This window comes from Caballeronia sp. dw_19, from assembly GCF_018449515.1.
Lineage (GTDB): Bacteria > Pseudomonadota > Gammaproteobacteria > Burkholderiales > Burkholderiaceae > Caballeronia.
Genome location: NZ_JAAVUQ010000041.1, coordinates 1 through 18,925, shown reverse-complemented (window position 1 = coordinate 18,925; position 18,925 = coordinate 1). Strand labels below are relative to the sequence as shown.

Below are 18,925 nucleotides of genomic sequence, written 5' to 3'. Positions count from 1 at the left end.
TTCAATCGAAGATGTGCTTGAAACGGCGCTCGGCCAGGCGACTGCAGCCCAGCACGATTGCCACGTTGGCGATCAGCAACAGGACGGCGATTGTCGCCCCGAGAGGCCAGTTCAGCGTACCGAGGAACTCGTCGTACGCGGCGGTCGCGACCACTTTCAGACGCCGTCCACCGATCAACGCGGGTGTCGCGAATGCGGACGCGGACAGCGCGAACACAATGATCGATCCGGACAGCACGCCGGGCAGGATCTGTGGCAGCACTACACGCCGGAACACGCGGAACGGCGAGGCGCCCATGGACCGCCCGGCCCATTCCACCTGCGGGTCCAGCTTCTGCAACGTCGCCCATACCGACATCACCATGAAGGGCACCAGTACATGCGTCAACGCAATCACAACTCCGGTCATGGTGAAGACGAGGCGGATAGGCTCCGACGTGATGTGAAGCGCCTGCAACGCATTGTTCAGTACACCGTTATTTCCGAGCAGGATTTGCCAGCCGAGCGTGCGCACGACGACCGATATCAGCAGCGGACCGAGCACGATCAGCAGGCAGATGGACTGCCACGGCCGCTTCATCCGCGCGAGCACGATGGTCTCGGGCACGCCAAGCAAAATGCAGAGGAAGGTCACCGTGAACGCCATTCCCGCGGTGCGGGCGAAGATTGCGCCGTAGTAGGGATCGGTGATAACTTCGAGGTAGTTGCGCAGCGTGTAGGTCGCGAGCGTGCCCTGGCTGTCGCTGAATACGTGGAAGGACAACACGAGCGTCAACAGCAGCGGCACCAGCAGCAAGCTGCCGAACAACAGCAACGCGGGGGCGGACAGGAGCCACGGGGCCGCACCCGCGCGTTCGTTGTCAAGCGTGGCCATGATGTCCCTCCTTCTGAAGCACGCGCAAGTCGTCGTCCGACCACGCCACACCCACTTCCGTGCCCTCATCCGGCGGCGGTGCGCCGTTGTTCGGCTGGGCCACGCTTAGTTGCCCAAGGCCGGTATCGATCAGCAGAAGCCACTGATTACCGGTGAATACGCGCGTGGTAATGCGGCCGATGGTGCGAACACCCGCTGTATCGATGACCGCGAGATGAACCTTCTCCGGACGGATATACACGTTCACCTCGCCCTGAACATGGCGGCCTTCGTGCGGCACCTTGAGCGTGATGCCCGCTACATCGACTTCAGCGCAGCGCGCGTTGCGGCGCAAAACCGCGCCCGGCAGCAAATTGGTCTTGCCAAGAAACGCCGATGCAAACGGCGTCTCCGGCCGCTCGTACGCTTCGAACGGTGTGCTCAACTGAGCAATCACTCCGCGATGCATCACCGCGATACGATCGCTCATCGTCATGGCTTCGACCTGATCGTGCGTGACGAGAATAGTGGTAATACCCAGTCGCTTTTGTATCGACCGCAATTCGATATGCATTTCCTCACGCAGCTTGGCGTCGAGATTGGACATCGGTTCGTCGAGCAACAATAGTTCGGGACGCATCGCGAGCGCGCGGGCAATCGCAACGCGTTGCCGCTGGCCGCCCGACAACTCTTTCGGATAACGCCCGCCCAGTCCGTTAAGACGCACCAGGTCGAGCGCTTCGGCCACGCGTTCGGCGCGTGCCGCGCGTTTCATGTTGCGCATCTCGAGGCCGAAGCCGACATTGCCGTTCACGGTCATATGCGGAAACAACGCATAGCTCTGGAACACAACGCCCATGCCGCGCTTCTCGGGCCGTTCATGCGTGATGTCGCGGCCGTCGAGGAGGATGGTGCCGGTGGTCGGCGTAACAAAACCCGCGATCATCTGCAAGGTCGTGGTCTTGCCGCAACCGGAGGGACCAAGCAGCGACAGGAACTCACCACGTTCGACGTCAAGGTCGATCTGCTCGATCGCGGTGAAGTCGCCGTAGCGCTTCGAGATGCCTTTGAGGGTCAGAAAGCTCATGTGCGTCCGTGGGTTGAAGTCGGCGGTCGGTGTGTGAGGCTCACCGCTCCACGCTGCGATTCCAGCGTTCGGTCCACTCAGTCCTGTGCTGATTGATCGTCGCCCAGTCCATCGCGACCAGCTTCGAAATCTGCTCGGGACCATACGGCACGCGCGCCGCCACTTCCGGTGTCAGTTGCACGGTCTTGTTGACCGGGCCGAGTCCGATCGCCTGCGCCTGGATCACCTGCACTTGCGGGCTCAACAGGTACTGGATGAACTGCTGCGACAACGCGGGCTGCGCGTTCTCAGCCACCGCGCAAGCGCCAACCTGCAGCGCGACGCCGCCCTCTTTCGGGTAGAAGAACTTCAGCGGGAAACCGGTGTTCTGCAGTGCAACGGCGCGGCCGCTGCCATACGGTGCGAGGATCACGTCGCCGCTTTGCATCAGGCCGTCCATCTCACCCGGCGTCGGCGCCCACGACAACACGTCCGGCGCGACCTGCTTGGTCATCGCTGTGAAACCCGGGTCGATGTTCTTCTCGCCGCCGCCATTCAAACGCGCCAGCATGACAAGCGCATGCAGGCCGTAAGTGTTGGTGATAGGCGGCATGCCGAGCTTGCCCTTCAGGCGCTTGTCGTACAGCACGTTCCAGGAATCCGGCGCGGGCAGGCCCATCTTCTTGAATGCATCGGCGTTATAACCAATGCCCGTCGCGACCATGCCGACACCCACCGACGTGGGGCCAAGATGCGCAAGCGGATACAGGTCCTTCATCACCGGCGCGTCCTCGACCTTCGCGCACAAACCCATCTGCATCGCCTGGTACATCGGGCCGTCATCCATCACCGCGACGTTGATCTGCTGATGCCCTTTTTGCGCTTGCAGTTTCGCGAGCGTGTCGCTGGAATTACCGGCAACGTAGACGATCTTGACGTCGTGCGCTTTCTCGAACGGCGGGATGATTTTCTCGCGATACATGGTCTCGTTCGAGCCACCGACGTTCGCCACGTAGAGCGTGGTTTCAGCGTGCGCCAACAACGATCCCGACAACGCCCCGGCACAGCCGAGCGCGGCCACCAGCGGCCGCAAATACGAACGAGAAGACGGCGAGCAACGGGTTTGCTGCTGTTGTTTCATGTGCGATTCTCCAGACTATGCGGGTCGGACGGTTGAGGAATGTGGCCCCCAAGCGAAATTATTTTGTTCGCCGCAGGGCATATCGTCCAATAAGAATAAAATAACTATCCATACATGGATGATATGGGTCTCACTCAATGAATCTTAAGCATATAGAGGCATTCCGGGCGGTCATGCTGGCAGGCTCCATGACCGCGGCGGCGAAGGAATTGTTCACGTCGCAGCCCAATATCAGCCGCCTGATCACCCAGCTCGAACGCGAAACCGGACTACTGCTGTTCCAGCGCAGCGGCGTGCGGCTGATTCCAACCAGCGAGGGCAATGCGTTTTTTCGCGAAGTGGAGCGCGCGTATGTAGGCTTGCAGGGACTGACCAACGCCGCGGCTCAGATCAAGAACCTGGGGACCGGGAGATTGCGCATTGCAGCCATGCCGTCAGCGGGAATGACGCTGGTGCCGCACGCAATCCAGCGCTTCCAGGCGTTGCATCCGGAGGTCACCATCTCGCTGCACGTGAACACCTCAGGCACCGTCAATCACTGGACGAGTTCGCAGTTCTGCGACCTCGGCGTCGCGATCTATCCCAGCGAGGCGTCCAATTGCGAGGTCGAGTTGTTATCGAAGGTGGCGGCGGTATGCGTGCTGCCTGCGGGACATCGGCTGGCAAAGAAGGCGTCGCTCAAGCCGAAGGATTTTCAGGGGGAGCCGTACATATCGCTGTGTCATGGCGACGGCACGCGCGCGCAGATGGACGAGGTCTTCGAACGCGCCGGCGTTGAACGGGTGCTGGCAATCGAGGCCCAATACGCGGCCATCTGCTGCGAGATGGTTCGCTGCGGCATGGGCGTCACGCTGTCGCATCCTATCGTTGCGCAGGATTTTGCCGGTCCTGGCATCGAGATCCGCCCATTCACGCCGGCGGTCCTGTTTCCTACTTATCTGCTTTTCCCCCCGCATCAGCCGCGGGCTCGTCTGACCATGGAATTCGTCGACATACTGCGAAAGACGCACGACGATCAGTTGGCGGCAATGGGTAAGCCGGAGCGGTTGAAGAGGGCTTGAGAGGGACGTGGTCCTGACGGCTATTGACCCGCCAGCTTATGCGTCGGAATCGACTTGATTGCACTCTCGCAGGCGGGCGCTCCCGTCTCCAGATGGACCACCAGGTCGTAGGTCGTCGAGCGCCGGGTGAGCATCAGGCACGTCGACTCGCCATGAAGCACCCGCGTTGCGTGCCAGCAGTGCGGCCGCATGCAGACACCCTCACCCTGCGGCACCCAAAACGCACGCAGCGACTCCATATCGGGTCGGCCGCCCTCCGTACTCGTTGCAACGATCTGAATGACAGGCGCGGTCAACGGCACGATGGCCTGCTGCGTCAACCAATGGGCTTCGAGGCTTGCGATCGTTTCGTCAGCGTTCGTGTACTTGACCCACAGGACTTCCGTCTCGCCGGTCACGCCAGTATCGAAGAGATGCTCGCGCCAGAAATCCGAGGCCGGACTGGTGTACGCGGGAGCGTGGCCGTCGTTTTTAAGCGGTTTGCCCAGCATCCAGCCATAGGCGTTGAAGGCCTCGGCGCTGAGCGGTTCGATCGTGAGGGAAGGGATAGGAGGATAAGGATCAGTCGGCATTTTTCGGCAAGGCGTCTAGATGTAACGGGGAACGGAGGCTTGACAGTGAAATCGGCGTATCACCCGTGTTGGGGAACAGCGCGAACTCGGGGCCGTTGGCGAGACTGAAATCGCGCACGACCTGCAACGCGAGGCGCGTGATGGATTCGCACAGCAGGCTGTCCGGGCTGCGCCTGAACGTGGCGACGAGCGGGAGCGCTGGAACGCGGTGCGTCACCTGCAGCAATTGCAGCCGGCCCGACTGCAATTCGTCCATGACAAACGCGGTCGGCAGCACGGCTATGCCGAAGCCATCCAGGACGAGACGGATGATCGCGGCCACCGACGAGACACAGTTGATCTGGACGGTGGTCTCGCCGCTGGCCGAGAACAACTCGGTGAGGAACCCATGCGGCGCCGAGTGCCGCGCAAAACTGACGATGGGAAACGCGGCCAGTTCGGCCTCCGAAAGCGCTTCAGCCGATAGATTCAGTGAAGGGCTCGCCACCCATCGCATGGGGAGTGTCCCGAGCGGAATGTTGACGGCGTCGCTGCCGGTAACGTTCGTGGTCGTCAACGCGACATCGACGTTGCCGTTGACGAGATGCCCGGAAAGATTGGCCGTGGTGTCCGACGTGAGTTCGATCGTCAGGTTCGGGTACGCCTCCCGTACCCGCTTCAGCAGATTCGGCAGCCATGTATGCACGACCGACTCGATCACACCCAGCCTCAGCAGCCCCGCGACTTTGGAGCGGTCACTGACGCTCGCGAGCATGTCGCGGTTCAGCTTCAGGATTTGCTCCGCGAACGCAAGCGCCTTGGTGCCTTCCTGCGTGAGCGTCACATCGCGTGGGCCCCGGTCGAACAGACGTACGCCGAACTCCTGCTCCAGGGCAGATATTCGGCTGGAGATGGCGGCCTGGGTCGCGTGCAGGTGCTCGGCCGTCATCCGGAAGTTGCGCAACTTGGCGAGCCATACAAACGTTTCGAGAAAGCGGACATTCATGGCGCACCCCGGCTGTTGCGTTGAGTGGCGAAGCGGCGGGTATCGACCGAATCAATCCCGTCAGTTTATCGCTGGAAGAATTCCCGCGTGACAAGAAAAAGTGACCACGTGGGCCCACATTTACTTGTTGGACATCGCAGCGCCCTTCTTCAAGACTGTCATTCATTGAATTCAACGGGTGAAAGGTCTTGATGAAGACACTTGACTGCAGGATCGATGGCGGCGCGAGTATCGAGGTTATCGAGGTAACGGTGAGCGGTCTGGTCATCGCCGGCTGGGCGGGACGCGATGCGCGCGACGTCGAGCACCATATCCGGGAACTGGAAGCGCTGGGCGTCAAACGTCCTGCGTCGGTGCCAACGTTCTACAGGGTCGCGTCGGCGTTGCTGACGACCGAGGACGCAATCGATGTCGTGGGCACGCACTCATCCGGCGAGGTCGAAGTCGTGCTGATCCAGACCGCGAACGATGGCTTGCTCGTCGGCATAGGGTCCGACCACACCGACCGGCGGGTGGAAAGCTACGACGTTGCCGTATCGAAGCAGATGTGTGCCAAGCCGGTAAGCGCCGCGCTCTGGCGTTACTCCGATGTCGCCTCGCACTGGGATTCGCTGATCGCCCGCAGTTGGCGGATCGACGGTGATGCCGACTCCGTGCTGTACCAGGAGGGCACGCTCGCTCGCTTGCTGCATCCGGACGCGCTGATTGAACGAGGTTTCGGTGCGGGCGCCATGCCGCCCGGATCGGCGATGTTTTGCGGCACGCAAGCCGTGCTCGGTGAACTAAGCGCAGGCGAGGGCTACGAGCTCGAACTACATGATCCGGTGCTGGGACGGAGCCTCCGGCATCGCTACATGGTCGACGCATTGGCCCATGTCGAATGAGAGCGATGACCGGGCGCCAGGCTCGGCCGACTCATGCCATTCAGCGAGGCATTAGATTTGTTTATTGCCGGCCAACAGAATTAGTCGCTGGACGGGGCAAATTGGCGTTTGAATACTGAGCCTCATTCGCCGCCCGTGTTGCCGGTCGCGTTCGATGAACACATCTGCCTCCGCTCACTCTCCAAGCCCCAAGGATCCGCTCGTGACTCCCTCTTCCGCCCCGCTTCCTTTCTCGCGTCCCGCCTGCTCCGCCCTCGCCGCAGCGGTCTTTCTGGTTGTCGGGGGACCGAGCTATGCAGCCGATCCGGCCATCGTCCTGATCGGCCACGCTGCGCCCCTGACCGGGCAGCTTTCCCATATGGGCAAGGACAGCGAAAATGCTGCCCGGCTGGCGATCGACGAGATCAATGCCCAGCACCCGGTGATCGGCGGCAAGCCAGTCAGATTCCAGCTCGACTCCCAGGACGATGCCGCCGACCCTCGCACTGGCACGCAGGTCGCGCAGAAGCTGGTGGATGACGGTGTGGTGGCCGTCGTGGGCGACATCAATTCGGGCGTCTCGATCCCTGCATCGAAGATCTACAGCGAAGCAGGCATTGTGCAGATCTCGCAAGGTTCGACCAACCCCACGTACACGTTGCAGGGATACAAGACCACGTTTCGCGTAGTCGCTACCGACGCGCTTCAGGGACCCGCGCTCGCCCATTACGCGCTCGACTCGCTGCATGCGAAGCGCATTGCGATCATCGACGACTCGACCGCCTACGGTCAGGGTCTCGCCGATGAATTCGAAAAAGCCGCGAAAGCGAACGGCAGCACGATCGTCACGCGCGAAGCGACCAACGACAAGGCAACCGATTTCCGCGCGATCCTGACGAAGATAAAGGGCTTGCGTCCCGACGTCATCATGTACGGCGGCTCGGACGCCACCGCCGGGCCGTTGGCCAAGCAAGCGGGCAATCTCGGGATCACAGCGAAGGTGCTCGGCGGCGACGGTGCATGCACGGAGAAGATGATCGATCTGGCCGGCGACGCGATCGGCAACGTGACCTGTTCGGAGGCGGGTCTGGCACTGTCGAAGATGCCCAAGGGACAGGACTTCGAAAAGCGCTATACGGCACGTTTCAATACGCCGATCGACGCGTACGCGCCGTTCACCTATGACGCCGTCTACGTGATCTACAACGCGATGAAACGCGCCGACTCGGCCGAACGCACCAAGGTGCTTGCCGCGATGCCATCGACTCAGTATGACGGCGTGATCGGCCGCATTGCGTTCGATCCGCATGGTGATCTCAAGGACGCCGCCATCACGATCTATCAGTTCAAGGACAAGAAGAAGACCGTAATGGATGTCATCAAGATGTGAGGATTGTTGCGGGCGGCAAGGCCGATCCTGCTACGCGACGCGCTCAGCGCGCCGCTCGGCGAACCGGCGTTGTCGATGTTCATGACGCGTCGTGTGCGAGGATCAGTCCAGCAACCTGGCCTGATCCTCGCACGGATAAGCCGAGAGCAATTCGCCACGAACCGTTTCATAGCCTGGGCGACATAGACGCGATGCACGATCGCGTCCGCCGGAATCAGGTCGCGTGTCACAAAACCGCTGGTGCGGTCCATGAAGATACGGCGCAGATCGGCGTCGGACAGCGCGGGGTCGTCGGCAGTAAAGTAGGCGTTGACCTTACGGGTTGAAAAGTAGGTTTTTTGGCGAGCGCACGACCCTCGTTGCGCGCCCGCTCCAGCGCCTGCGGGCGCAGGAAGTCGTGCAGCTCGGCGCGGCAGCCAGCCACCAGTTCGTTCAGGCGGGGCTGTCCGGGTCATGCAGGGGATAGCGGCCGGTGTTGACGATATCGCCGAGATCCAGGCATTCGGCATCGGCAAGTGAAACGGAGAGACCAAGGCAGGCTCCAAATCGATATTTTGGCGAGTGGATTTACGAGTCGACTTCAACAACAATCTGCGAACACAATCTGCAAACAGCGGCCCGATCTTTTGGCGGCCAATTTCTTTTGGAAAGCGAGTATTTCCGATGGATTCCATTAGCGAGCCCGATTGGTCCAAGATCGCTTCACTCGATGCGGAACTCGTGCGTGCGTTTGTAGTAGTGGCTGAAAGCGGGGGTTTTACAGCGGCGGCGCGCCAGCTTCATCGAACGCAATCGACCATCAGCCTGCGTATCCGGACGCTTGAGGAACGGCTTGGCGCGCACCTGTTCATGCGCAATAGCCGTCATTTCGCGCTCTCAAGCGATGGCGAGAATTTCCTGATCCACGCACGGCGGATATTGCAGGTACAAAACGAGGCGATTGCGTCGCTGACGCGCGGCAGCCGCGGCAATGTGATTCGTTTCGGGCTGCCGGAAGATTATGCGGAGCTATGGCTACCGGAATTGCTGCGGGCGTTTTATGCATTGCGCCCCGGCGCGCGGCCGCATATTCATTGCCGGACGTCGCTGGAATTGCTGGAGCGGCTGGGTGCCGGCGAACTCGATCTGGCGCTGGTCGTGCGGCATGGCGAGCGTGCCGGGGGAAAACCCCTGGCGCGTCAGGAACTGGTATGGGCAGCACATCGCGATTTTGTGCTGTGCGCGGATGCGCCGGTGCCGCTCGCTCTCTTCGACGAAAGTTGTACTTATCGGCAACGGGGATTGCAGGCGCTGACCGCGATCGGGCGTGATTATCAACTCGTATATACGAGCCAGAGTCCGACGGGAATCCGCATTGCGGTGAATCACGGTGCGGCTGTGACGATCATCGATCGCCGGACGCTGCCCGCGTGCTGGCGCACGTTCGGCGACACGGACGGTCTGCCGGCGCTGCCGCCGGCCGAACTGGAGCTTCATGTTGCACCGACCATGCGTAACGAAGCCACGCGCGACCTGAGCGCGTTGATCGAGATGCTGGTGTCGGAGCATAGCGGCGTGATGGCTTGAGGCGACGGGTGGTCAGTGCAGGATGTGCGACTGGTCTCTTGCGGTCCTGACGTGAGCGGTTATATTCCTTGTTCATTTCTGGTCACGCTGCACGCGGCGTGCCCTGCCTTATCCACGCTCACATGCTTTCACCATGCCCCATTCCACCTTTGTCCTGGAAACCGATCGCCTTGTCCTGCGTCCACCGCAACAAACCGATTTCGAGGACATCTACGCCATGTGGTCGGACCTCGCGGTCGTGCGCCATGTCACCGGCGTCGCCTTCACGAAGGAAGAAGCATGGGCACGTCTTCTTCGAAGCGCAGGGCACTGGTCATTGATGGGATTCGGCTACTGGGTAGTCAGCGAGAAGCTCAGCGGCAAGTTCATCGGCGAGGTCGGCTTTGGGCAATACAAGCGCGGTATCGACCCGGCATTCGATGAAGCGCCAGAGATTGGATGGATGTTGACGTCAGAGTCGCAAGGACAGGGGTATGGAACTGAAGCGGTACGTGCCGCATTGCAGTGGGCGGATACACGGTGGCCCGAAGCAGAGATTGTCTGCATCATCTCACCGGAAAATGCGGCCTCGCTTGCACTCGCCAGGAAATGTTCATTCGCGCAAAGTCGCACGACCACTTACAAGGGCAAGCCAACCGTTGTATTTCAGCGCGAGGCGTCGTTGCGTGAAAGTTAAAGCGCTTCCATTCTCTGTTTACCCAGGTATAGGAAACCGTAATCAGATCGGCGAATCGATCTCGTGTCCAACGGCATCGAGGGAATGAACAGGGAACGTGCCAAGGGTTCACTCAAGCATCATTCGCTTTGCGTCGTACCTTGTAGTACTTATGACCGGCGAGCGCCTTAGCTAACACTACGGCTTCGAAATACTTACATTCGCGCTTACGGATCGCGCTTCGTCACTCCGATGAGGACAACGCTATTGACGTGGCGGGTCCGCTTATCGAGAATCCAGGCAACACCTAAAGAAAACAAAAACTGCCGGGACTAAGATGCGCCCTTGTTTCTATTCAGTGGTAAGCGCTCTGATCGTGCTTGGTCTTGCCGCCGGTCCGTCCGCCGCCTTGTCCCAGGAAACCGGCACGGCGCCGGCTGACACCTCAGCCGCGCCCGTCGACACGCAGGCGTCGCCCGACGCGTCCGCTTCATCGGCTGCCGGAACACTCGTACGCGCGGACGCGGTGCCCCCCTCTGCTCAGGCCAATCAGGCCAATCAGGCCAATCAGGCCAACGCCCACGCCGCATCGGATGCGGTCCTCAACCCTGCTCGCCGCAACCGCGCAAGCGCCGCGCGAACAGCGGCAGCCAGTGACGCTGCCAGCGAAACGAAAACGGACACCCTGATACCGGTCCCGCCGGAAACCACGTCCGTCACGCAACATTCAATCAGGCTCGATGGCCGCAAGATCGACTACACGGCCACTGCCGGCAATCTGCTTCTGCGCAACAACGCGGGCCAGGCTGAGGCCAGCGTCTTTTATGTCGCCTACACCGCGAATACGAAAAGCACCGCCACCCGTCCGATCACGTTTCTTTTTAACGGCGGCCCGGGTGCGGGCAGCGTCTTCCTTTTGATGGGATCGTTCGGACCCAAGCGTGCACATACGTCGAGTCCGGCCATCACGGCACCGGCGCCTTACGTGCTCTCGGACAATCCGGACAGTCTCCTCGACACCACCGATCTGGTCTTCATCGATGCCCCCGGCGCAGGCTTCTCAAGGATCGTAGGCCACGCAACCGGGAAGCGCTTCTGGGGAGTCGATGAAGACCTGGACGCGTTCGAACACTTTATCGAGCGCTACCTGAGCGTGAACCAGCGCTGGAATTCACCGAAGTACTTGCTTGGCGAATCGTATGGAACGGCGCGCGCCGCCATGCTTGCGTATCGTTTGAGCCAGAGCAACATTGCATTGAACGGAGTCGTGTTGATGTCCTCCATCCTCAACTCGGGTGCGCACGCGCCGGGGACGGATCTGGAGGCCGAGAGCTACTTGCCGAGCTATGCGGCCATTGCCTGGTATCACGACAAGATCGTACCCAAGCCACCGAGCTTGCCGGCGTTCGTCGACGAGGTCCGCGCGTTCGCTTCCGGTCCGTACGCGCAAGCGTTAGCCGCGGGTGACTCGCTGCCCGATTCGGAGCGTGACGCAATCGCCGCACGTGTGGCGCATTACACGGGACTCGATGTGAATTACGTCAAGCAGACGCGGCTGCAAATCTGGCCGTCGCGGTTTCGCAAGGAACTCCTGAGAAGCGAATCGCGTACCGTGGGTCGCTACGATGCGCGATTCGAAGGCCTTGACTACGACGATGCCTCCGAGCATCCCGACTATGATCCGTCGGTCACCAGCGTATCGAGCGCCTTCGATGCGGCCTTGCACGAGCATCTCGCGCAAGACCTCCATTTCGACGCGAAAGATACGTACCGCGTATTCAACGACGAAGCGTTGCGCCAATGGAACTGGAAACATCGCGAATGGTGGGGGGAGCAACTTACGCTACCGTATGCGGCCGGCGACCTCGCTGAAGCGATACGGCAAAATCCCCGCCTGCGCGTGCTGTCGCTCAACGGCTACTTCGATCTGGCAACGCCGTTCTTCCAGACCGAATACGATCTGGCGCATATGGGACTGGACCCATCGCTACGATCGAATGTTCAGCTCGCGTATTATCCGACGGGCCACATGATCTATCTCGACGATGCAGCCCTGCATTCGCTCAAGGGCGATCTCGTGCGTTTTTATAATGCCGCCACGGCGGACACAAACAAGCCCGCATCACAGTAAATAGGTAGCAAGCGGGCTCATTCGCATTCCTGATGAATGGCCGATAGGGTCGCTCAAAGCAACGGCAATCCCGCGTGGCGCTTGACCTCTCGTAGTGACAGCGTGGACTCGACTGCCGTCACGCCTGGCAACGTCCGCAGTACGTCACGGAGGAACGTGCCATAGTCCTCCAGATCTCGCGCGACGATCTCCAGCAAATAATCAGCGCTGCCGGAAATGTTGTGGCACGAAACAATGCGCGGTATGGCCTGGATTTCGCGCTCGAATCGGTCGGCCAGTTGCCGGTCGTGCACGCCGAAGCGCACCAGCGTAAATGCGACCAGACCTAGCTTTAATGCGGATTTGGACAGGATCGCCCGATACCCTTCAATGTAACCTTCCGCTTCGAGTCGCTTGAGGCGCCGAGCGCACGGCGTTTCGCTAAGGCCAACTGCGTCGGCGAGGCTCGCGTTGGTCGCACGGCCATCGGCCTGGATCGCTATCAGGATTGCGCGATCTATCTTGTCAAGTTCCATCCGTTCCATTCCTATCCTCCATGGAGGATAGGAATGTTAGTGCATTCCGCTAAACCCTACGGCCTCCCTGCCGGAAATACCTAATTCGTGAATATAGTCTGATGTAATGAAAACGCGCTCCATCCTAAGCGGGACGGTTCGTCAGGCCCGGCGGCAACTCGCCAATCTGCCGGAACAAGCCCAGCCAGTCTTCAATGTGCCACGTCTTGGCAATGCGGTCATCGCGGAGTTCATGGAAAGAATGAATCGCGAAATCGACCGCCTTGGACGTAGCCGGAATGCCCATGAACGGTCCCGACTGCGTACCCGTGATCTTTGCACGCACGCCGACCATGGCGTCGTGGATCAGGACATCGAGCAGGATGATTTTCATATCGGGGAGCGCATGCCGCAGATCTGCAAGCATGGGTGCTATCTCCTCCACGCCGATCGGTTGTCCCGATGCCCCCGCAACATACTGCCAGTCGGAAGTGACGGCCGTGCGCAGAAGCGGTATATCCGCAAGCTCGATAGCGCGATAAAAACGCGTGATGACATCCCTCGTGGCGGCGTGCCCTACATCGTTCGATACAGTCATGTTCCATCCTCTCGGGCGCTGATGAGACGCGCATAGGCAAGCAGTCGGCCCGCTCCCTTATGCTGCATTCCATCTGCATGGGAGAGGGTTTTAGCAATGATAAGCCACTTGGCAGACTACGCCCGACTACGGAACACGACGCCTTTTCACGCGGGAAAATCTGTCGACCGTGACAGCGCCTCCCAGGCCAGAAGCTCCTGCTCGACAAACGCGTTCTTCTCACGAACCCGCGTCAAGGCGTCCGTGCCCAACTGAAGCCGCAGCGGCGGATTCGCGGCGGACACCAGCGCCAGCAAGGCCTGCGCGAGCCGCTTGGGGTCTCCTGGCTGTTGATGGTTGTATGCCCTCGCCGACACGCGAACCTTGCCGGCGGTTTCAGCGTAGTCCGCGATCACATTCTTCACTTCCATCACAGACGAAGAATCGAGAAAGTCCGTTCGAAAATAACCCGGTTCGACGACCGTGACATGAATGCCGAGCGGCGAAAGTTCTGCGTGGAGCGCTTCTGAAAGCCCCTCTACTGCAAACTTGGTCGAACCGTACACGCCGAAACCCGCACCGACCCGATAGCCGCCAAGCGACGACATGTTGATCACATGCCCCGAATGCTGGCTGCGCATTTGCGGCAGCACGGCGCGCGTGACGTTAAGCAAACCCATCACGTTGGTGTCAAAAATACTGCGGACCTCTTCGGCACTGCTCTCTTCAACCGCGCCTGCCAAGCCATAACCGGCGTTGTTGACAAGCACGTCGATGCGGCCGAAATGCTCGACCGCCATCTTGACGGCTTGATGAGCCGCCGACTCGCTGGTGACATCGAGGTCGACAGCCAATAGGCCGGGCTGCGAGCCAAGTGCGTCGGTGACGGCACTCGATTTGCGCGCCGTGGCAACCACGGCGTCACCTTGAGCAAGCGCCGCTGCGGTGATCTCGGCGCCCAATCCGCGCGATGCGCCGGTGATCATCCAGACGCGCTTGAAGCTGGTTTGCAGGGTCATTTTAAATCTCGCTGGTAGGAACGGCGACCGGAAATCCGGCTGCCATGACGCGAATCCTACGCATCCGATTCAGCTTGAAAAAGCGTATCGAGGTACATTCGCTATGAACCAAAAGTTCATAATGGAGCGGTGCATGGACAAGGATCTTCTGGACGGCGTGGCCATGTTCCTGGCGGTGGCCGAGCATAAGAGTTTCACGACCGCGGCCGCTCGCCTGCAGGTTTCACCCACGGCGGTAAGCAAATCGATCCGGTTGCTGGAGCGGCGTCACGGCGTGTCGCTCTTTCAGCGCACCACCCGGAGAGTCGCGTTGACCGAGGCAGGGGTATCGCTGTTCGAGCGCCTGCGTCCGGCTGTTGAAGATATCGACGGTGCGTTTGAAGCGCTCAATAGCTTTCGCGACAACGCCTCCGGTACCTTACGCGTCACGATGACCCGTTCTGCCTGCACGCTGCTGATCGAGCCAATGATCGAACAATTTCGCCTGGCCCATCCCGACGTGCATCTGGACCTGACGCTCGATGAAGGCGCCGTGGATCTGGTGGAAAGTGGCTTCGATGCCGGCATTCGCCTGGGCGAAGCGCTCGCGAAAGACATGGTGGCTTTGCGGCTCACGCCGGACGCTGTCTGGTCGGTTGTCGGCAGCCCCGCATATTTCGCAAGGGCAGGACGTCCACGAACGCCGCAAGACCTGATGGATCACGAAGGCATTCAGTATCGTTTCGTTAAATCAGGCGTCGTCCACCGATGGGACTTTCAGGTCGATGGCCGTAAGGTCATGATCGACATCGGCAGCCGTCTGACGGTCAATGATCGAGGCGCCTTGATTAAATTTGCTCGCATGGGCCTGGGGCTCGCGTACGTCGCGGATTTCGAAGCCAGGCGTGAACTGGCCGCGGGCGAACTCGAACAAGTGTTGCTGCCCTTTACTCCTCCTGGCGACGGCCTGTATTTGTATTTCCCGGTCCGCACTCAGTCGCAGGCAAAGCTAAGGGCATTGATTGATGCACTGAAGCCTAAGCGCTCAACCAAAGGCTAAGCGCCAAGGTTTATTTGGCCGCCTGATACCCATCCGTCAACGTATTCAAAAACGCGACCACGTCCTTGATTTCCGCCTCATCCAAAGCAGGCTTTTCACCGGGCTTGCAATCGAATGGAGCGTCGGTATTGAGATTCGCCCAATAGCGCTTAGGCAAGTCGTCGAACTTCTGGACCTTGCCATGAACAGTCGGATAAAACTTCTCTGGGTTCGTATCGCGTTGAGCATAGAAGCGCACGGCTTCGTCGAGTGAATGATAGATCCCGTTATGGAAAAAGACCTTGCGTGTGGCCACATTGCGCAATGACGGTGTTCTGAAGATGCCGCAATACTCCGACTGGCCCTTAAGGTCGTGGCGTTCCGGACCGCACGCCCCGAGGTCGAAATACTTAGGGTCCTTATTGATAGGCAACGCCCGATTGCGCGGCACACCCAGCGCAATCAAACCAAAGTCGCTGAACTGCGGCGGCGAGCCATCTTTCGCGCGCTGGCTGATATGACATGCGGCGCAATTGCCTTTCTTTTCGTCGTTGAATAATTCGAGCCCGCGCATTTCCGCTTCGTTCAGCTTCGCCTTGCCCGCAAGAAATGCATCGAACTTGCTGGTGTACGAATAGAACTTCTGCGGCGTCTGCTCAAATGCTTCAAGCGAGCGCAGGATAGCGTCGAAGGCTTTCTCGTCGTTGTCGAAAATGGTGGTGCCGAATGCTTCGCGCAGTTCTCCCGCATAGGGCGCGGCCTTCACCGCGGTCACCACCTGCGCCGGCGTGCTGCCCATTTCAAATGACGATGTCAGCGGAATCCGCGCCTGGTCCGCACCATGATCGACCCTCCCGTCCCAGGTCAAACCACCGGTGGGACCGGCGTCGACACTTTCGTCGCCTTCGTCGTCGGAATCGTGGAAATGCTGCGTGAATTGCGGCACCGATTGCAAATAACGCAGCGACGGCACCGCGCGAAATCCCGGCCGCCGCAAGTCGCTGCCGCCCAGTTGCACCGACAACGCATTGGGTGGTCCGAACGCATGATCCGGACTATGGCACGAAGCGCAAGCAAGCTTTCCCGAGCCGGATAACGACGGGTCGAGGAACATCTTTTCTCCCACCGACGTCATCTGCTTAACCTGCGCGAAAACCTGCGCGCGAGTTTTCGCTTCGCCTGCACTGTAAGGCTCGGCTTGCGAAGCCGTTGAAGCTGCGTGCGAATCGCAGCCGGTCAGTACAACGGCTGAAACACAAAATGCGGCCAAGGGCAGCAAGAGGGAAGCGATAGATGGCATGTGCATAAGGCCTTGGAAGGAAGCCGAAGCCTATGACCTTTATGTGTCACATCAATGACATGACAAATTGCATTCGAATATCTAACTCAATCCGACATATTATTACTTAATGAAAGCTATATTAAATGTTCATGTCAAATGGCGTTGGGACACTGCGGCACCGGCAAAAATCGCTTAACGGCTTAAACAGCGCTTGGCGTGAAGCAGACGGTACATAGGCGATTCCCTCGCCGGTCCCCCAACGACAGAGATCTATCGATGAATAAGAAACACGTCCTCGCCGTGCCACTCACGGCGTCGATCGCACTCGGCTTGTACGCGTGCGGCGGCAATGACGACAACCATGCCGACCTCAGCTCGGTGAAGAACATTGTCGTGATTTATGCGGAAAACCGCAGCTTCGACAACCTCTACGGCAACTTCCCGGGCGCTAACGGCTTGCAGAACGTCACCGCAGCGAGCGCGCAGCAGCTCGACCGCGACGGCAGCGTGCTGACCACGTTGCCGCCCATCTGGAACGGCCTGACAGCCACGGGCGTGACGCCTGCCGTGACGCAGGCCATGACGGCGAACTTGCCGAACTCGCCTTTTGCTATCGACGATCCGGCTGGCTTCAACACGCCTTTGTCGCTGACAACACGCGACCTGTATCACCGTTTCTATGAAAACCAGATGCAGATCAATGGCGGCAAGAACGACAAGTTCGCCGCGTGGGCCGACTCGGGCGGTTTTGTCATGGGTCACTACAACACCAACGCCGACAAGCTGCCGCTTTACAAGATCGCCCAGCAATACACGCTCGCCGACAACTTCTTCATGGGCGCGTTCGGCGGGTCATTCCTGAACCACCAGTGGCTTGCCTGCGCGTGCACGCCGGTCTATCCGAATGCTGACAAGAGCGTGGCGGCAGGATCAATTTCATCGGTGAACGCTGACGGGGTATCGTTGAAACTGACGGCAGCCTCGCCCGCTTCCGCTATCACGGGCATCCCCAAGTTCGATAACTCGGGCAACCTGACGCCGGACTTCTACGCCGTCAATACGATGCAGCCCCCGTATCAGCCGAGCGGCAATACACCGCCGGCGGGTGGCGACGCAACGCTCGCCGACCCGAGCGTTGCGACCACGCTGCCGCCGCAAACGCAGACGCATATTGGTGACTTGTTGAATACGGCGAACGTTTCGTGGGCCTGGTACGGCGGTTCGTGGGGCGCGGCATTGGCGGACCGTTCGAAGATCAGCGGCTCGACAAATTCAGTGCCGAATTTCCAGACGCATCACCAGCCGTTCAACTATTTTGCCGACCTGGCCCCGGGTACGACGAACCGCGCTCAGCACTTGCTGGATGGCGGCACGGACGGCACGGCGTTCATCTCGGCGATCGATGCGGGCACGCTGCCCTCGGTCGCGTTCTATAAACCGCAGGGCAACTTGAACGAGCACGCGGGTTATACGGACGTCGCATCGGGCGATGCGCACATCGCGAATGTGATTCAACATTTGCAGGCGAGCCCGCAGTGGAAGAACATGGTCGTGGTCGTGACATACGATGAAAATGGCGGGTTCTGGGATCACGTCTCGCCGCCCAAGGGTGACCGCTGGGGTCCGGGTACGCGCATTCCGGCGCTGGTGATTTCGCCTTACGCGAAGAAGGGTTTCGTCGATCACACGCAATACGATACGACGTCGATTCTGCGTTTGATTACCACGCGGTATTCGTTGCCGAAGCTGCCGGGCTTGACGGCACGCGATGCGGCGATGGTCGCGGCGGGCGGCAAGCCAATGGGCGATCTGACGGCAGCGCTGCAGTTCTGAAGTTGAGGTTTTGCGTGGCTTGATGATTGCCAGGTTGTTGAAGCGCGATGGGGTGTCGGGCCGTCGTGCTTTTTTTTGGGGGGGCGGGGTTGATGGTGGGGGGGGCTGGGTTGGTCGGTTCCGGGGTTAGCGGTCGGGGTCAGTGCCGGGTTGGTCGGTTCTGGGGTCAGCGGTCGGAGTCAATGCCGGGTTGCTGCTTTCGGCCGTGGTGGTCTGCGTGACTCGGATTTTCTCTTTATCACTATTAGCCACTGTGCGTGGCGGCACGTCATTTCTTTGTCCAAAGCGACAAAGAAACGAAGCAAAGAAAACGCTTTCAACACGCTACCCTAAGTGTCCACAGCGTGCAGTTTTCATTCATGGGTGCCCCAAAAGCACGGTGCTCGCCAGAGCGAAGGATGTGTGAACCCCTCCTTCTC

At 59.9% G+C, this 18,925-nt stretch carries 18 protein-coding genes; 8 read left to right on the top strand and 10 right to left on the bottom strand.

Annotated elements, in window-relative coordinates; all coding sequences use genetic code 11:
- Nucleotide 1: 1 nt before the first annotated feature.
- The 3 genes from HB376_RS34015 to HB376_RS34005 are packed head-to-tail and all read right to left on the bottom strand — an operon-like array spanning nucleotide 2 to nucleotide 3,060.
- Nucleotides 2-874 (bottom strand): ABC transporter permease, encoded by an 873-nt coding sequence (locus HB376_RS34015; protein WP_213768054.1) that lies wholly within the window; start codon nucleotides 872-874, stop codon nucleotides 2-4.
- Nucleotides 861-1,940, bottom strand: a complete 1,080-nt coding sequence (locus tag HB376_RS34010; protein WP_213768053.1) for an ABC transporter ATP-binding protein — start codon at nucleotides 1,938-1,940, stop codon at nucleotides 861-863. Before HB376_RS34010 ends, HB376_RS34015 begins: the two co-directional genes overlap by 14 nt.
- Nucleotides 1,941-1,980: 40 nt before the next feature.
- Nucleotides 1,981-3,060 (bottom strand): ABC transporter substrate-binding protein, encoded by a 1,080-nt coding sequence (locus tag HB376_RS34005; RefSeq protein WP_213768052.1) that lies wholly within the window; start codon nucleotides 3,058-3,060, stop codon nucleotides 1,981-1,983.
- Nucleotides 3,061-3,197: 137 nt separating this feature from the next.
- Here HB376_RS34005 and HB376_RS34000 point away from each other — a divergent pair, with 137 nt between their 5' ends.
- Entirely contained in the window at nucleotides 3,198-4,121 is a 924-nt protein-coding gene (locus HB376_RS34000) for a LysR substrate-binding domain-containing protein (protein WP_213768051.1), read from the top strand.
- Nucleotides 4,122-4,141: 20 nt separating this feature from the next.
- Here HB376_RS34000 and HB376_RS33995 read toward each other — a convergent pair whose 3' ends face one another.
- Together HB376_RS33995 and HB376_RS33990 are read right to left on the bottom strand one after the other, a co-directional pair.
- Nucleotides 4,142-4,693 carry an ureidoglycolate lyase gene (locus HB376_RS33995; RefSeq protein WP_213768050.1) on the bottom strand — a complete coding sequence of 184 codons (552 nt, stop codon included), beginning with the start codon at nucleotides 4,691-4,693 and terminating at the stop codon, nucleotides 4,142-4,144.
- A complete protein-coding gene (locus tag HB376_RS33990) occupies nucleotides 4,683-5,678 on the bottom strand; it encodes a LysR family transcriptional regulator (protein ID WP_213768049.1) in 996 nt (331 codons plus the stop codon). Before HB376_RS33990 ends, HB376_RS33995 begins: the two co-directional genes overlap by 11 nt.
- A gap of 191 nt (nucleotides 5,679-5,869) precedes the next feature.
- Between HB376_RS33990 and HB376_RS33985 the strand changes: the two genes are divergently transcribed.
- A complete protein-coding gene (locus tag HB376_RS33985) occupies nucleotides 5,870-6,562 on the top strand; it encodes a DUF2848 domain-containing protein (RefSeq protein WP_213768048.1) in 693 nt (230 codons plus the stop codon).
- Between the two features lie 271 nt (nucleotides 6,563-6,833).
- Nucleotides 6,834-7,931: a branched-chain amino acid ABC transporter substrate-binding protein gene (locus HB376_RS33980; RefSeq protein WP_255631725.1), complete on the top strand. Its 1,098-nt coding sequence runs from the start codon at nucleotides 6,834-6,836 to the stop codon at nucleotides 7,929-7,931.
- Here HB376_RS33980 and HB376_RS33975 read toward each other — a convergent pair.
- Nucleotides 7,883-8,605 (bottom strand): hypothetical protein, encoded by a 723-nt coding sequence (locus HB376_RS33975; RefSeq protein ID WP_213768046.1) that lies wholly within the window; start codon nucleotides 8,603-8,605, stop codon nucleotides 7,883-7,885. The genes HB376_RS33980 and HB376_RS33975 overlap by 49 nt on opposite strands.
- Between HB376_RS33975 and HB376_RS33970 the strand changes: the two genes are divergently transcribed.
- The 3 genes from HB376_RS33970 (at nucleotide 8,595) to HB376_RS33960 (ending at nucleotide 12,283) form a co-directional block, all read left to right on the top strand.
- Nucleotides 8,595-9,497: a LysR substrate-binding domain-containing protein gene (locus HB376_RS33970; RefSeq protein ID WP_213768045.1), complete on the top strand. Its 903-nt coding sequence runs from the start codon at nucleotides 8,595-8,597 to the stop codon at nucleotides 9,495-9,497. The two genes, HB376_RS33975 and HB376_RS33970, sit on opposite strands and share 11 nt — an antisense overlap.
- Before the next feature lie 133 nt (nucleotides 9,498-9,630).
- Entirely contained in the window at nucleotides 9,631-10,173 is a 543-nt protein-coding gene (locus HB376_RS33965) for a GNAT family N-acetyltransferase (protein WP_213768044.1), read from the top strand.
- 316 nt (nucleotides 10,174-10,489) lie between these two features.
- Nucleotides 10,490-12,283, top strand: a complete 1,794-nt coding sequence (locus HB376_RS33960; protein WP_213768043.1) for a peptidase S10 — start codon at nucleotides 10,490-10,492, stop codon at nucleotides 12,281-12,283.
- Nucleotides 12,284-12,336: 53 nt separating this feature from the next.
- On the opposite strand, the gene HB376_RS33955 is transcribed toward HB376_RS33960, so the two are convergent.
- The 3 genes from HB376_RS33955 to HB376_RS33945 all read right to left on the bottom strand — a co-directional run bounded on the left by HB376_RS33955 (nucleotide 12,337) and on the right by HB376_RS33945 (nucleotide 14,373).
- A complete protein-coding gene (locus HB376_RS33955; protein ID WP_213768042.1) occupies nucleotides 12,337-12,798 on the bottom strand; it encodes an Lrp/AsnC family transcriptional regulator in 462 nt (153 codons plus the stop codon).
- A 124-nt stretch (nucleotides 12,799-12,922) separates the two neighbouring features.
- On the bottom strand, nucleotides 12,923-13,375 hold the full coding sequence (locus HB376_RS33950) for an ester cyclase (RefSeq protein ID WP_213768041.1): 453 nt from the start codon (nucleotides 13,373-13,375) through the stop codon (nucleotides 12,923-12,925).
- Nucleotides 13,376-13,521: 146 nt separating this feature from the next.
- Nucleotides 13,522-14,373, bottom strand: coding sequence for an oxidoreductase (locus HB376_RS33945; RefSeq protein WP_213768040.1), 852 nt, complete (start codon nucleotides 14,371-14,373; stop codon nucleotides 13,522-13,524).
- 133 nt (nucleotides 14,374-14,506) lie between these two features.
- Here HB376_RS33945 and HB376_RS33940 point away from each other — a divergent pair, with 133 nt between their 5' ends.
- Nucleotides 14,507-15,412: a LysR family transcriptional regulator gene (locus HB376_RS33940; protein WP_213768039.1), complete on the top strand. Its 906-nt coding sequence runs from the start codon at nucleotides 14,507-14,509 to the stop codon at nucleotides 15,410-15,412.
- A 10-nt stretch (nucleotides 15,413-15,422) separates the two neighbouring features.
- On the opposite strand, the gene HB376_RS33935 is transcribed toward HB376_RS33940, so the two are convergent.
- The gene (locus HB376_RS33935) at nucleotides 15,423-16,691 is read right to left on the bottom strand and encodes a cytochrome c peroxidase (RefSeq protein ID WP_213768038.1); all 1,269 of its coding nucleotides are present in this window, start codon (nucleotides 16,689-16,691) and stop codon (nucleotides 15,423-15,425) included.
- A 258-nt stretch (nucleotides 16,692-16,949) separates the two neighbouring features.
- On the opposite strand from HB376_RS33935, the gene HB376_RS33930 reads away from it, so the two are divergent.
- Nucleotides 16,950-18,506: an acid phosphatase gene (locus tag HB376_RS33930; protein ID WP_213768037.1), complete on the top strand. Its 1,557-nt coding sequence runs from the start codon at nucleotides 16,950-16,952 to the stop codon at nucleotides 18,504-18,506.
- The last annotated feature ends 419 nt before the right edge of the window (nucleotides 18,507-18,925 follow it).

Coding starts and splice junctions, on each gene's coding strand:
- HB376_RS34015 (WP_213768054.1), bottom strand. CDS start 874: ATGGCCACGCTTGACAACGAACGCGCGGGTGCGGCCCCGTGGCTCCTG.
- HB376_RS34010 (WP_213768053.1), bottom strand. CDS start 1,940: ATGAGCTTTCTGACCCTCAAAGGCATCTCGAAGCGCTACGGCGACTTC.
- HB376_RS34005 (WP_213768052.1), bottom strand. CDS start 3,060: ATGAAACAACAGCAGCAAACCCGTTGCTCGCCGTCTTCTCGTTCGTAT.
- HB376_RS34000 (WP_213768051.1), top strand. CDS start 3,198: ATGAATCTTAAGCATATAGAGGCATTCCGGGCGGTCATGCTGGCAGGC.
- HB376_RS33995 (WP_213768050.1), bottom strand. CDS start 4,693: ATGCCGACTGATCCTTATCCTCCTATCCCTTCCCTCACGATCGAACCG.
- HB376_RS33990 (WP_213768049.1), bottom strand. CDS start 5,678: ATGAATGTCCGCTTTCTCGAAACGTTTGTATGGCTCGCCAAGTTGCGC.
- HB376_RS33985 (WP_213768048.1), top strand. CDS start 5,870: ATGAAGACACTTGACTGCAGGATCGATGGCGGCGCGAGTATCGAGGTT.
- HB376_RS33970 (WP_213768045.1), top strand. CDS start 8,595: ATGGATTCCATTAGCGAGCCCGATTGGTCCAAGATCGCTTCACTCGAT.
- HB376_RS33975 (WP_213768046.1), bottom strand. CDS start 8,605: ATGGAATCCATCGGAAATACTCGCTTTCCAAAAGAAATTGGCCGCCAA.
- HB376_RS33965 (WP_213768044.1), top strand. CDS start 9,631: ATGCCCCATTCCACCTTTGTCCTGGAAACCGATCGCCTTGTCCTGCGT.
- HB376_RS33960 (WP_213768043.1), top strand. CDS start 10,490: ATGCGCCCTTGTTTCTATTCAGTGGTAAGCGCTCTGATCGTGCTTGGT.
- HB376_RS33955 (WP_213768042.1), bottom strand. CDS start 12,798: ATGGAACTTGACAAGATAGATCGCGCAATCCTGATAGCGATCCAGGCC.
- HB376_RS33950 (WP_213768041.1), bottom strand. CDS start 13,375: ATGACTGTATCGAACGATGTAGGGCACGCCGCCACGAGGGATGTCATC.
- HB376_RS33945 (WP_213768040.1), bottom strand. CDS start 14,373: ATGACCCTGCAAACCAGCTTCAAGCGCGTCTGGATGATCACCGGCGCA.
- HB376_RS33940 (WP_213768039.1), top strand. CDS start 14,507: ATGGACAAGGATCTTCTGGACGGCGTGGCCATGTTCCTGGCGGTGGCC.
- HB376_RS33935 (WP_213768038.1), bottom strand. CDS start 16,691: ATGCCATCTATCGCTTCCCTCTTGCTGCCCTTGGCCGCATTTTGTGTT.
- HB376_RS33930 (WP_213768037.1), top strand. CDS start 16,950: ATGAATAAGAAACACGTCCTCGCCGTGCCACTCACGGCGTCGATCGCA.